Source organism: Streptomyces sp. ID05-26A (genome assembly GCF_033794685.1).
In the GTDB taxonomy this organism is placed as follows: domain Bacteria; phylum Actinomycetota; class Actinomycetes; order Mycobacteriales; family Pseudonocardiaceae; genus Lentzea.
On sequence record NZ_JARAYZ010000003.1, the window covers coordinates 330,410 to 344,464 of the forward strand.

Below are 14,055 nucleotides of genomic sequence, written 5' to 3' on the forward strand. Positions count from 1 at the left end.
CGGCCTGAGAGACCCCGGCGCTTGGGTGAGGTGAGACCTCTGGGGGAGGTCTGCCTGTTGCGCTGGAGGTAGTCGTGAGGGCTAGGCGCTCGATAGCGATCCCCGTGGTGGGGACGTTGCTGGTCTCGTTGGCCGTGGCGATCGCCGTGGTGACACGGGAGGAATGTCCGGACAGCAGACCGGACGGGCCCTCGGCCCGTGCGGCGGCGAGAAGTTGTGGCGAGCCGGTGGACGTGGCGCTGCTGACCAGCGCCACCCGGCTCGTCGTGGCCAACCCCGACGGGACGATGACCGTCACCCAGCACGCCGCGCCGCAACGGGTGCGCCGCGACGACGGCTGGGTGGCGGTCGACACCGCGCTGGAGCCTTCGACGCTCACGCCCAAGGCGGCGGCCGTCGACCTGCGGATCGCGAGCGGTCCGCAGGAGCCCCTGGTCACGGTCGAGGACGACGACCGGTCACTCGAGTGGGGCCCGGCGCCGCAGGAACCGCCGAAGGTGGAGGGCGACACCGCCACTTTCGCGGACACCCGGATCCAGGCGCTGCCGGACGGGTTCCGCGTCGTCATCACCGGTCACGGCGCGCAGCAGGTGCGCATGCCGGTCGGCACCCGCGGGCTCGCCCTGCAGGAACGCGACGGCGTGATCCGCGCGCTGGACGCCGAGCACCGCACCGTGTTCGTGGCCGAGCAGGCCACCACGAAGGCGGGGCCGGTGCCCACGAAGATCGAGAACGGCGACGTGGTCTTCACGCTGCCCGACGGCGCGTGGGAGCTCACCCAGGTCGTGCGCCGGGGTGACGGCGGCTTCGACGCCACGGTGTTCGGCGGCGGCCGGATCGACCGCGCCCGGCTCGGTGACGAGGACGTCTCCAGTGCCGTCAAGACCGCGGTGGCGCAACAGGTTCCCGCCGTGCCGCTGAAGGACCGCGAGCAGCCGCTCGTCACCACCTTCACTCCGAGCGCGACCACCGCGCCGGCCGTGACGTCCACCGACTACCCGGCGGGCGAGCAGGCGCACGGCGCCCCGAAGCAGCCGGGCAAGGTCGTGCTCGCCGCGCCGGGCGCCGTGGAGTTCCTCCACCGCTGGCAGGGCGAGGCCGAGTTCAGCAGGGTCTCCGCACCCAGCGGCACCGTCGAGGTCAGCGTCGCACCGCCCGCCCACGGCACGCAGGTGCTGGAGGTCAAGGCCGTCGGCGCGACCGGCCAGGAGTCGGAGCTCACGCCGCACGCCACCCGCGTCGCCGCGCTGCCCGAGCCGATCGTGAAGCACGACAACGGTGTGTTCACCGCCGAGCGCGGCACCGCGTTCAAGTACCGGTGGAACGGCGACTGGATCTTCCAGAAAGCCGTGGACGGCAAGGCGAAGCTGAGCCTCGTGCCGCCTGCCGCGACCACCGTCGAGGTCGTCGCCATCGGCGCCGGCCCGTCGGTCGAGTCCGCCCCGGTCACCTTCACCACCGCGGCGGCCGGCACGCCGCAGGTCGCCTCGGCGGACTACCCCGCGGACGGCGTCGAGCACGGTGCCGCGGGCAAGGAGGGCACGTTCACCTTCCGCGCCACCGGAACCGACCCGGTCACCGGTTTCCGCTACCAGCTCGACGGCGGCGCGGCCACCGATGTCGCGGGCGCGGGCAAGGCCCAGGCGAAGATCACCCCGGCCACCGCGGGTGAGCACGTCCTGACGGTCAAGGCGATCGGGGCCGACGGCACGGAGTCACCCGCCGCCGAGCACCGCTTCAAGGTCGCGGCCGCCGCACCACAGGCACCCGCCGCACCGCAGATCGCCTCCACGGACTACCCCGCGGACGGCCAGCCGCACGGCGCACCCGGCCAGGCGGGCACCTTCACGCTGAAGAGCCCGTCCGCCAGCGGTTTCCGCTACCGGCTCGGCGACGGTCCTGTCAGGACGGTCGCGGCCGCCGGTGAGGCGCAGGTCCAGCTCACCCCGTCGACCAGCGGCACCCACACGCTCACCGCGTGGGCGCTCAACGGCCAGACGTCCGCACCGGCCGGCTACACCTTCACCGTCGGCGGCCTGCCGGTACCCGCGCCGGACGCCCCGGCCGTCACGTCGACGGACTTCCCGGCCGACGGCCAGCCGCACGGCAGCATCGGCCAGGCCGGCACCGTCACCGCCCGCCCACAGGGCAGCACCGCGGCGGACGTGGTCGTCCACCAGCTCGACACCGACGCGGCGCCGAAGGAGCAGCCGGTCGCGAACGGTGCGGCACAGCTCTCGATCACGCCCGTCCGCTCCGGCAAGCGCACGCTCACCGTGTGGTCCAAGGTGTCCGCGACCGGCGCGCTGTCGCCGCCCGTCCGGCACGAGTTCGTCGCGGGCGCGCCCGCCGGGCCGCGTGACTTCTTCTACGACGCCGCGGGTCAGCTCGCCGGTGTCGCGAACAACTCCGGTGAGGCCGCCGCCTACCGCTACGACGACAGCGGCAACCTCCTCGCCACCGAACGGTTCGTGCAGGGCGACGCGACGATCTTCGCGATCGTGCCCGCCCGCGGCCCGGCGGGCAGCACGGTCGAGATCAGCGGCATCGGGTTCGCCGCCCAGGGCACGACCGTGACGTTCGACGGCGTCACCGCGCCGGTCACCTCGGCGACCGGCAACCGCGTCTCCGTCACCGTGCCGCAAGGCGTCAAGGAAGGCGTCGTGCGCGTCACGGCCAACGGCAAGACCTCGGTCAGCCCGCGGCCCTTCCAGCCGGCGCGCGGCGTCACGGCACCGGCGATCGCTTCCGTGTCAACGGATCGCGGCGACCCCGGCGACCTCGTGACGATCACCGGCACCGGTTTCGACACCGACATCGCCCGCAACGTGGTGCGGTTCCACCAGACCGTGGCACGGGTGCGGGAGGTGACGCCGACCAAGCTCGTCGTGCAGGTGCCCGACGCCGCGTCCTCGGGCCGGATCACCGTCCGCACTCCCGGTGGCGAGGTCACGAGCGGGGCCGACTTCCTGGTCGCGCCACGGGGTTTCGTGACCTCCAAGCTGATCTACGGCGGCAGGCTGCAGCTCGGCCAGACCGTGAACCTCGACATCCCGGCGGGCAAGGCCGCCGTGGTGCTGGTCGACGGCAAGATCGGTGAGCGGCAGAACCTCAAGCTGGAGAACAACACCATCCCGGTGCGCTCGGCGATGTGGATGTTCACCCCGCACGGCGGCGACTTCGCCCGGCGCGCGCTCGGCGACCCGCTCGACCTGTGGGCGGGCAGCAAGCTGCACCAGGACCTGCCGGCGTTCAAGCACAACGGCACCTACACGATCGTCGTGGCGCCGGACGACGCGGCGGCGGGCAAGGTCGGCGTCACCCTGTCCCAGGAGCTGACCGGCGACAAGCTGACTCGCGACGGGTCCGGCGTGCCGTTCGACATCCGGCAGGGTCAGCCGGTGAAGGAGATGCCGTTCACGGCGACCGCGGGTGAGTGGATGAGCTTCGGCCTCACCGACATCAGCGAGCCGGGCAACCACTTCAACGTCACCGTCGTCGACCCCGACGGCGCCCGGCTCACCTGGCGCGCGCGGCTCGGCGACTACATCCCGACGATGGTGTTCCAGGCGAAGAAGACGGGCACCTACAGGGTGATCCCGAACTTCGACCCCAACCAGCTCGGCTCCGGCCGGGTCTGGCTCTCCAGCGTCATCGACGCGGGACCGCTGGCGGTCAACGGCAACCCGACCTCCTACCAGGTCCTGCGGCCGGGCCAGTCCGTGCGGATGCAGTTCCAGGGCACCACGAACCAGCCGCTCGTGCTGGGCCACACCGACAACACCATCCGCGAGAACGGCCGCGCCGCCTACCCGGTCAGCATCATGTCCGAACCGGACGGTCAGCAGGTCGAGTTGCGCGAGGGCACGGCCGAGACGCGGAACCTGAAGATCCGCAAGACCGGCACGCACAACCTGTTCATCAGCGGCTGGGAGGCCGTCGGCGCGGCCAAGGCGTGGTTGTCGACGGTCGCCGAGGGCGGCAAGCTGCCACCCAACGCCTCCACGATGGTCAGCGTCGACCGGCCGGGCCGCGAGATGTGGCTCGACTACGACGGCGTCAAGGACAAGCCGCTGACGATGGTGGTGCGCAAGAGCGTGCCCGGCGAGGTCGTCGTCCGGCTCTACCGGCCCAACGGCACGACCTCGGTCGGCGCGGTCAGCGACGGCAAGCTCGACGTCCCCGCGCTGCCGGAGACCGGCAAGTACCGGATCCTCGTCGACCCCGGCTTCGCCGTCACCGGTGACCTGACGTTCCACATGTCCGAGCCGGCCGACCTCGGCACGCTCGTGCCGGACGCGGCACCGTCGAACCTGAACCTCACCGTGCACGGCCAGAAGGTCATCGGCAAGATCGCGGGCACGCAGGGCCAGCGGCTCACGATCGGCACGACGTCCGAGCAGATCCCGTTCGTGAAGTGGAGGGTGACCAAGCCGGACGGGTCCACTCTGGACTTCAACAACGGCACCCAGACGTTCCTCGGCCTCGACCTCACGCCGCTGCCGGTCACCGGTGAGTACAAGGTGCTGATGGAGCCGATCGACCAGGACTCCCAGCCCGTCGGCGGCCAGCTGACGGTCGTGCTGAACTCGGAGACCGACGGCGGCAAGATCGAGTACGGGGGACCGGCCAAGACCGTCAGCTTCACCCGGCCCGCGCAGAACGGCAGGCTGACGTTCGACGGAACCCTGAACGACCTGCCGAAGCTGAGCATCCAGCGCAACATCGGCAACAACGGCACCTACTACACGCTGTACGCGCCGAACGGCACGGTCGAGACGACCAGGCGGTTCGTGAGCACCGAGCCGTACGAGTTCTTCGCCCGGCTCAAGGCGACCGGTACGTACACGCTCGTGTTCGACCCGGCCAACAGCACGACGGGCTCGATCAACGTCTCCATCACCAAACGGGCCACCGCCACCCCGGTCACGCAGATCACGCCGCCGTCGGTGGTGGAACCGGCCTGCCCGCAGGTGGACCGGCACCCGCCCGCCGCCCCGGCAGGCACCGCACCGCAGGGCGGTGACCAGCCGAAGCACGAGGAGCAGGAGAAGCCGACCGCGACGCCGTGCAGTTCGTCGAGCGGCTGGCGGCCGGACGCCGCGAACCTCGGCGGCACCGACTGGAACACCCGCTACGACCCGCGTCCGGTGCGGGACCGCCCGCTGCAGTTCGCCGTCGGGTTCACCGGCGTCGTCGGCACCGTGCAGGCCACCGACGGCAAGCCGCTGGCCGGCGTGACGGTCAGCGCGCGGGACAAGAAGACGACCACCGACGCCGACGGCAAGTTCACGTTGATCGGCCTGCCCGACGGCCACGTGTCGCTGAGGGTGGACGGACGCACGACCGGGCGCGCGTTCGGCACGTTCGACATCGGCGTGGACGTCAAGCAGGGCCAGGTGCTCGTGCTGCCGCACACCGTGTTCCTGCCGGAGATCGACAAGAACTCCGTGGTGCACGTGCCCAGCCCGACGATCACCGAGACGGTGCTGACCACGAAGTCCATCCCCGGCCTCGAGGTCCGCATCCCCGCGGGCACGGTCATCCGCGACGCGGACGGCAACGTGGCCACCGAGCTCTCGCTGACCCCGATCCCGATCGACCGGCCGCCGTTCCCGCTGCCGCCGAGCAAGGTGCCGGTGTACTTCACCGCGCAACCGGGTGGCGGCTACCTGTTCCCGCAGGGCGCGACGATCATCTACCCGAACTACACCAAGGAGGCGCCGGGCACCCGGACGCAGTTCTGGAACTACGACCCGGACGGCAAGGGCTGGCACGTCTACGGCCACGGCACCGTCTCGAAGGACGGCACGCAGATCGTGCCGGACGCGGACGTGAAGTTCTACCGGCTCACCGGCGCGATGACCGTGGTGCCGGGCCTCAACCCGGCGGGCAAGGCGCCGAAGCCCAACAACACCAGGGTCGGCGACCCGGTGGACCCGGCCACCGGCCTGCTGATCGACGAGCAGACGGACCTGGTCGTCGACGACATCACGCCGATCGAGGTCAAGCGCAGCTACCAGCAGGGCGACTCGTTCGTCCGCCCGTTCGGCGTCGGCACGAGCTTCGACTACGGCGTCTTCCCGTGGGCACCGCTGGTCGACGGTTTCCCGACGTTCAAGGAGTTCGACCTCGTCCAGCCGGACGGCAGCAAGATCCACTACACCCGCACGACGCCCGGCCAGGACTACGCGGGCGCGGTGTTCGCCGCAGACCCGACGCCGACGAAGTTCGACGGCTCGGTCGCGGTGTGGAACGACGCCGGCTGGGACGTGAAACTGCGTGACGGCACCATCTACGTCATCGGCGAAGAGGCGCCGCTGCAGGAGATCCGAGACAAGTTCGGCAACGCCACGACCATCACCCGGGCCCCCGCGCCACCGGGCGTGGACGGCAAGATCAGGGCGAACGGCCCCGTCACGCAGGTCACGTCGTCGGGCGGCCGCTGGGTGCGCTTCGCCTACGACGACGCGAACCCGGCCAAGGTCAAGTCCGTCGAGGACAACCTCGGCAGGCGGATCACCTACACCTACCTCCCGTCCGGGCACCTGGAGACGGTGACCAACGCGGAGAACGGCGTCACCAAGTACACCTGGGACGCCAAGGGACTGCTCAAGACGATCACCGACCCGCGCGGCACCCGCTTCCTGCTCAACGAGTACGACGACAAGGACCGGGTCAAGACGCAGACCGCGGCCGACGGCGGCGTCACGAGGTTCGAGTACACCGACGTCAACGGGGTGATCACCGAGACGAAGATGATCGACCCGCGCGAGTCGGTGCGCCGGTTCCTGTTCAACGACAAGGGACAGGTGGTCAGCGACACCAAGGCGTTCGGCACGCCGTTCGCGCAGGAGACCCTGGTCGAGTACGAGACCAGCGGTGTGCGGGTGAAGTCCAGGACCGACGCGCTCAAGCGCAAGACGACCTTCGTCTACGACGCCAAGGGACAGGTCAAGGAGACGACCAGGCTGGCCGACACCACCGAGGCGCGCACCGAGAAGTTCGAGCGCAACGGCCCGAACGGTGAGCTCACCAAGTACACCGACGACTACGGGAAGGAAACGCTGTACGGGCTCGACCCGCGTGGTGCCGTCGCGACGGTGACCGATCCGCTGGGGCGCAGGACGACCTACACGAACAACGAGCGTGGCCTGATCACCAAGATCACCGACCACGCGGAGAAGTCCACCACGACCGACTACGCGGGCAACGACCCGGTGCGGTTCACCGACGCGCTCAGCCGGGTCACGCTCACGGGGTTCGACGGCGCGGGCCGCGAGGTGCGCGTCACGGACCCGCGTGGTGTGACCGAGGAGACGTCGTACACGCCGTCCGGGCGGATCTCGTCCACTGTGGACGGGCTCGGCCAGGTGATGTCCTTCGAATACGACCGCAACGGCAGGCAGAACAAGGTCACCGACGCGCGGGGTGGTGTGACGCTCTTCGAGTACAACGCGATGGACCAGCTCCGCTCGGTCACCGACCCGCTGGGCGTCACCCCGGCCGAGGAGATGAAGTACGACTCCAACGGCAACCTGCTGAAGCAGACCAGCCGTCGAGGTGTGGTCACGGAGCACAAGTACGACGCGCTCAACCGGCGCTACGAGTCCACCTACGGTACCGAGAGCAAGGTGACCCACACGTTCGACGCGGGTGACCGGATCAAGTCCACTGTGGACTCACGGGCGGGCACCTCGTCCGCCGAGTACGACGGCCTCGACCGGATCAAGCAGGAGGTGACCGCGCACGGCACGGTGAACTACGCCTACAGCGCCACCGTGCGGGACCGGACCACGACGGTCGCGGGCAGGCCGGCGGTGCGGCACGTGTACGACGCCGAGGGCGCCCTTCAGGAGATCCAGCAGGGCGGCACGGCGGTCAGCACCGTGAGTCGCGATCGGGCCGGCAGGCCCGAACGCGTCGGCGCCCCGGGCGGTGGCATCTCGCAGACCTACGCCTACGACGACACGGGTGACATCAAGTCCATCACCTACCGCTCCGGCACGAACGTCATCGGCGACCTGGTCTACGGCTACGACGCGGCCGGGCAACCCGTGCGCGCCAGTGGCTCCTACTCGAGGGAGATGCTGCCCGAGCCGTTCGGCCCGGCCACGTACGACAAGGCCGACCGGATCAAGACCGTGGGCGGCGCGTCGATCGTGTACGACCAGGACGGCAACCTGACCTCCGACGGTGAGGCCACGTACACGTGGAACGCCAGGGGGCAGCTGGCGACGGTGGCCAAGCCGGGTGTGTCGGCGGCGTTCGACTACGCGGCCGACGGCAGGCGGCTCGGTCGCACGGTGAACCAGGCGACCACGAACTACCTGTACGACGGGCAGAACCCGTTGCAGGAGAAGGTCGCCGGAGCGGTCACCGCGAACATGACGGCGAGTGGCGTCGACGGTTACCACCTGCGCGAGGCGGGTGGCGCGACGCGCCGGTACCTGACGGACGCGGTGGGCAGCACGATCGCCCTGCTCGACTCGGCGGGTGCGGGTGCGTCCTACACCTACGAACCGTTCGGCCGCACGTACTCCTCCGGTGCGGACGCGGGGAACCCGTACCGCTTCACCGGGCGGGAGGACGACAACACCGGTCTGCACTACTTCCGGGCGCGCTACTACAGCCCGGCGCTGCAACGGTTCCTGAGCGAGGACCCGACCGGTTTCGCCGGTGGCTTCAACCTGCACGCCTACGCGGACAACCAGCCCACCTCGCTGGTCGACCCCAAGGGGGAGAAGCCGCAGAAGCCGTCCAAGGGCGACGACAGCTGCGCGACCAACAGCTTCGCCGCCGGCACCCCGGTGCTCATGGCGGACGGCTCGCGCAAGCCGATCGAGCAGGTGCGGACCGGTGACCAGGTCACCGCGACCGACCCCGCCACCGGCGAGACGCGGGCGCGGCAGGTCGAGGCCACGATCACCGGCGAGGGTGCGAAGCAGCTCGTCGACGTCACCGTCGACACGGACGGGCCGTGGGGGACATCGACCGCGACCGTGGTGGCCACGAACGGACACCTGTTCTGGGTCGCGAACAAGGGGCAGTTCGTCGCCGCACAGGACCTCCGGCAGGGCGACCGGGTGCGCACTCCGTCCGGTGACCTGCTCGGGGTCGCGGGTCTCGGCGTTCGCGCGGCGGCCGACCAGCGGGTTTACAACCTGTCGGTCAACACCGACGCGACGTACTACGTGACCGCGGGCGGCGCGGACCTGCTCGTCCACAACTGCGCGGCGAAGAAGCAGTCGAAGAAGTCCGGCAAGGAGAAGGGCAGCGACGTTCCGTCCTGGGCGCGTGAACACCTGGGGAGCGCGGAGGGCAAGACCCCTGCCCAGAAGGCGAACAGCGTGATGCGTCAGAGGTTCCCCGACGGAAAGTACGACACGGGTCCGGGCTCTGAATACAATAAGATCAAGAAGTACTTCGAGCGAAACTGACGGAGCGATTCGGATGAGTGACCGGGTTTTCCTGCTCTGGCATGTGCATCACGTGGCCGAGGACGAGAGCGGGTCGGTCAGGCACTTCGATCCCGGCGGCGAGTTCTGGGCCGACGAGGAGGAAGGCGACGAGGTGAAGGTGCTCGGCGTCTACTCCTCACGGGAGAACGCGATGGCGTGGATCGACCGTGCCAAAGAGCTCCCGGGGTTCCGCGACGACCCGGAGTGCTTCTACATCGACGAGTACGCGCTGGACGAAGACCGGTGGACCACAGGGTTCATCACGGTCTGACGGCACGTGAAGGGCGGGCTCCCCACGAACGTTCGTGGGGAGCCCGCCCTTCACCGCTGCGCTGCGGGTGCGGACGGTCTCGCGTCGTCCGGCCACCTGACAGGTGCGCTGGGAGGCAGGGCACGTTCGTCGAAGACCGGTCCTGATGGGGTGGAACCGAATGCCGGATGCCGAGAGCCCGTTCGACTTCTTCCAGCGGTGGTACGCCGATCAGTGCGACGGCGACTGGGAGCACGAGTTCGGCGTGCGCATCACGACGCTGGACAATCCCGGCTGGCACGTCGTGGCCGACCTGGTGGACACCGGCCTCGAAGGACGCGTCCTCACCCTGACGAAAGTGGAGCCGGGTGAGGGGCGGTGGGTCTGGGCGTCGTCGGACGGCGAGCGGTACGAGTCGTCCTGCGACCAGCACTCCCTGGACGAGGCGTTGGCAGGGTTCCGGCGGTTCGTGCTGGGACAGCCGGGCTAGCTTGCACTTCGGGTTCGGCAGTGGAGGGTGATCCGGGTGCCCTGAACGAAGGGATCGTGGTGATGAGGATCGAGGTCTCCGCTGCCTGTGCGGACGGCGTCGTGTCGTTCCACTGCTCGGCCGGTGCCGGCGCGGGCGTGTGGAAGTCGGGGGAACCGCCGGTGGCGGGCCAGGAGTACGACGTGGAGCTCGACATCGACGACGAGGTCGACCCCCGTCCCGGCGGCGTCGCCGGGGTGCGGCTCGACGGGACGTCGGTCGTGCTCGGCGGGCGGTGGCAGGTGACGGAGGACGGCGCGACCTACCTCGTGGTGGCGGGTTCCCCGGTGTCCGTCGAAGTGGCAGACGGCGACACGACGGTCGATGGCGAGCTGGTGGAAGTGGTCGCGGACAGGGCCGCGGTCCGCCTGTTCCCCTCCCTCACCTGACAGGTGCGCTGGGAGGCAGGCACTTCGTCGAAGACCTGTCCTGATGGGGTGGACCCGGATGCCGAGAGCCCGTTCGACTTCTTCCAGCGGTGGTACGCCGAGCAGCGCGACGGCGACCGGGAGCACGAGTCGTCGGCGGCTCCACCACGACGTGACGCGAAAGGCCGGCTCCCCACGGATGTCAGGAGAGCCGGCCGGCGTCAGCTCGCCTGCAGGATCGCCGCGAACTGCTCCCGCAGCTCAGGCCCGGGGTCCAGCCCCAGCTCCTCGGCCAGGAACTCCGACACGCTCCGATAGGCCGCCAGCGCCTCGGCCCGCCGCCCGGACCGCCGCAGCGCCAGCATCAGCTGATGCCACAACCGTTCCCGCAACGGATGTTGCGCCGTCAGCGACCGCAGCTCCGGCACCAGCGCCGCGTGCCGCCCCAGCTCCAGCTCGGCGTCGATCCGCATCTCCACCGCGGTGAGCCGCAGCTCCTCCAGTCGCGGTACCTCCGCCCGTTGCAGCACAGGCGAAGGAACGCCTTCCAGTGCCGGACCGCGCCACAGCGCAAGCGCGGCCGTCAGCAACCGGGCTCGGGTCGCGGGACTGCCGGTGGCGGCGTCCGCGGTCAGCTGGGAGAACCGGGTCAGGTCCAGCTGGGCGGGGGACACCGAGATCGAGTACCCGCCCGGCGTGGTGCGGATGAGCGAGCCGCCGAGTGCCTGGCGCAGCCGCATCACGTAGTTCTGCAACGCCGCCACGCCGCGCTGGGGTGGCCGGTCGCCCCACACCTGCTCGATCAGCGTCGAGGTCGGCACCGTGCGGCCGGGTCTGAGCAGCAGCGCGGCCAGGAGCGTGCGGAGCTTGGCGGCGCTGATCGGCACGGGTTCGCCGTCCGCTCGCACCTCCACCGGTCCCAGGATTGCGAAGTCGAGCACGATTCCCCCTGTGGTCACGACGACTCGACCATGGCACGGCCGAGGTAGTCGTCCTTCGAACCGTCCACGCCCGGCAGCACGAAGAAGTAGCCGCCGCCGAACGGCAGCAGGTACTTCTCCAGCTCCTCCCCGGCGAGACGGTGTTGTGCGGCGGCGAAGCCTGTTTCCGGATCACGCTGGTAGCAGACGAAGATCTGGCCCGGCTCGGAGGCGAACGGGTAGCCGCGGCGCAGGATCCTGTGCTCCTCCAGGGCGGGACGGGCCCGGCGCACGTGCGAGTCGGCCATCGCGGGCAGTTCCTCGCCCGACTCCTTGCGCCTGCCGAAGACCCGCTCCTGGTCCTCTGTGGACTTGTGGTCCCACGTCGGCATCGCCAGCCTGATCAGCCGCACCACCTGGTACGTGCCGCCGCGGTGGCACGCGGGTTCGTCGTCCGCCCACACCCGGGGCGTGACGGGGTTGCCCGCGCCTTCCCGGAACCCGAACGCGTTGCGCTCCTCGGGCAGTTGATGCCCGTTCATCCGCCAGCGCGGGGTGAGGCCGGGCAGGTCGGCCAACTGGAGGTCCACCTGCTCCGGTGTGTCCGCCAGCGCCTGCAGCAGCAGATCTCCGTGGCACCACCCGTCGTCCAGCACGTCGCCCGCGAACCGCGGCATGGTCGTGAGCCGTCGTGGCGGGCGCAGCCCGAACCTGTCGTCGAACAGCGACGCGCCGACGGCCACCGTGACACCCCGTGCCGTCACCGCGCGCAGGGTCGCGGTGAGTTCGGCGCGGGTGCGGGCGGTGACGTCGTACGCGGCCACCCCCGCGGCGGCCGGGCTCGGTGCCAGCACGCCGGGCTGGTGGTGGACGGGAGCGACGGCGGAGGGCTCCGGCGCGTCACACGCCGACAGTCCCGCCGCCGCCAGTCCCGCCAGAAACGCCCGTCTGGTCAGAGAGTGAGCGTCCACCCGACCAGCGATCCCTCGTCGATGCTGAAGTTGTCGCGCACGACCAGCTTCCACGTCCCGTTCGCGTCCAGAGTGGACAACGACAGCGGGAACGTCTGGTCCAGGCCGGTCGCGTTGTCGGCGGCGTTCGACTCGCGCAGCACGACCTCCGCGCCGCTCGGGGTGATCAGCCGCAGCGACAGGTCACCGCGGAACGGGTGCTCCGCCTGGACCCGCACGGTGGCGTTGCCCGCGACCTTGCGCCCGCACGCCGTGACGTCGAGCGCGACGGTGATCGCGTCCTGGTCCGGCACGGCCCGCCGGGTGGTGTCGGCGACGGTGCAGACGGGCTGCGGCGCCGGCCCGAGGTGCAGGAACCTGTTCGGCGACTTCTGCGTGGTCGGCGGGGTCATCACCGGTTCGAGGGTGGTGGGGTCGAGCACGCCGGTCACGGACCGGTTCAGGACCTCGGCGTGCACCTGCGCGGGCGTCAGGTTCGGCGTCTGCGACAGCAGCAACGCCGCGGCGCCCGCGACGTGCGGGGAGGCCATCGAGGTGCCCTTGAGCACCACCGTCGAGTGGTCGGTGGCGTTGTGCGCGGACTCGATGGACTCGCCCGGCGCGAACAGGTCGAGGCACGGGCCGTAGTTGGACCCGGTGTCACCGAACTTGGCCCAGCCGCGAGCGCGTTCGTTGACGGGGTTCGCCGCGCCGACGGTGAGCGCGGCGGGCACGTTGGCCGGGCTCTTCGAGCAGGCGTTCGACTCGCTGTTGCCCGCCGCGACCACGTAGGAGATGCCGGCCGCGATCGACGCTTTGACAGCGTTGTCCTCGGTCGTGCTCTGGCTGCCGCCGAGGCTCATGTTCACCACGGCCGGCCGGACCGCGTTCGCGGTGATCCAGTCGATGCCGGCCACGATCTGGCTGATGGTGCCGCTGTTCTCGCAGCTCAGCACCCGCACCGAGCCGATCTTGGCCTTCGGTGCGACGCCGAACGTCTTGCCGGCGATCGTGCCCGCGACGTGCGTGCCGTGGCCGGTGGTGCTGCAGTCCTGGCCGTTCCAGCCGTCGCCGATCGCGTCGAACGCGACGCTCGCCCGTCCCTCGAACTCGGCGTGGGCGGTGCGCACGCCGGTGTCCATCACGTAGACGGTGACACCCTGACCGGCCTGGTCCGGGTACTCGTAGCGGTTGTCGAGCACGGTGCCGCGCTGGTCGATGCGGTCGAGGTTCCAGATCGGGTTGGTCCGCACCGCGTCACCGCGCACGACCGAGTCCGCCTCGACGCGCTCGACGCGCGGGTCGGCGGCGAGCCTCCGGGCCTGCTGCTCGGTGGCGGTCATCGCGAACCCGTGCAGCGCCGCGCCGTAGACCCGGTCGACCCGGCCGCCGTGCCGCGCGGCGACGTCGAGCGCGTTGATCTGTCCGTTCTTCTTCAACGTGACCACGTATTTGTCCGCGACCACTTCGGCTCCCGCCGGTCTCAGCACCTCGCCGACTGCCGCATGGGCGTCGGCGGGGACCACCGTGGCCGCGAGAACCAACGCAGCAATCAATCCGCGCATGAATCGAATCCC

At 70.5% G+C, this 14,055-nt stretch carries 7 protein-coding genes; 4 read left to right on the forward strand and 3 right to left on the reverse strand.

The features are described from left to right. The first annotated feature begins 74 nt into the window (after positions 1–74). The 4 genes from PV646_RS28950 (at position 75) to PV646_RS28965 (ending at position 10,629) form a co-directional block, all read left to right on the forward strand. Positions 75–9,440 (forward strand): RHS repeat-associated core domain-containing protein, encoded by a 9,366-nt coding sequence (locus PV646_RS28950; RefSeq protein ID WP_500345446.1) that lies wholly within the window; start codon positions 75–77, stop codon positions 9,438–9,440. A 13-nt stretch (positions 9,441–9,453) separates the two neighbouring features. After that, entirely contained in the window at positions 9,454–9,732 is a 279-nt protein-coding gene (locus tag PV646_RS28955; protein WP_500345447.1) for a DUF7336 domain-containing protein, read from the forward strand. A gap of 160 nt (positions 9,733–9,892) precedes the next feature. Further along, entirely contained in the window at positions 9,893–10,201 is a 309-nt protein-coding gene (locus PV646_RS28960; protein ID WP_500345448.1) for an Imm53 family immunity protein, read from the forward strand. A 62-nt stretch (positions 10,202–10,263) separates the two neighbouring features. Then, a complete protein-coding gene (locus tag PV646_RS28965; protein WP_500345449.1) occupies positions 10,264–10,629 on the forward strand; it encodes a hypothetical protein in 366 nt (121 codons plus the stop codon). A 200-nt stretch (positions 10,630–10,829) separates the two neighbouring features. Here the strand turns inward: PV646_RS28965 and PV646_RS28970 are convergent, their stop codons facing one another. From PV646_RS28970 to PV646_RS28980, 3 genes are read right to left on the reverse strand one after another with little or no spacing between them, the layout of a single operon-like run. Then, positions 10,830–11,567: an AfsR/SARP family transcriptional regulator gene (locus PV646_RS28970; protein WP_500345450.1), complete on the reverse strand. Its 738-nt coding sequence runs from the start codon at positions 11,565–11,567 to the stop codon at positions 10,830–10,832. Then, complete coding sequence (locus tag PV646_RS28975) at positions 11,564–12,499, reverse strand: Dyp-type peroxidase (protein WP_500345451.1); 936 nt, start codon at positions 12,497–12,499, stop codon at positions 11,564–11,566. Before PV646_RS28975 ends, PV646_RS28970 begins: the two co-directional genes overlap by 4 nt. Further along, entirely contained in the window at positions 12,481–14,043 is a 1,563-nt protein-coding gene (locus tag PV646_RS28980) for a S8 family peptidase (RefSeq protein WP_500345452.1), read from the reverse strand. The genes PV646_RS28975 and PV646_RS28980 overlap by 19 nt, the downstream gene beginning before the upstream one ends. Between the last annotated feature and the right edge of the window lie 12 nt (positions 14,044–14,055).

Coding starts and splice junctions, on each gene's coding strand:
- PV646_RS28955 (WP_500345447.1), top strand. CDS start 9,454: ATGAGTGACCGGGTTTTCCTGCTCTGGCATGTGCATCACGTGGCCGAG.
- PV646_RS28960 (WP_500345448.1), top strand. CDS start 9,893: ATGCCGGATGCCGAGAGCCCGTTCGACTTCTTCCAGCGGTGGTACGCC.
- PV646_RS28965 (WP_500345449.1), top strand. CDS start 10,264: ATGAGGATCGAGGTCTCCGCTGCCTGTGCGGACGGCGTCGTGTCGTTC.
- PV646_RS28980 (WP_500345452.1), bottom strand. CDS start 14,043: ATGCGCGGATTGATTGCTGCGTTGGTTCTCGCGGCCACGGTGGTCCCC.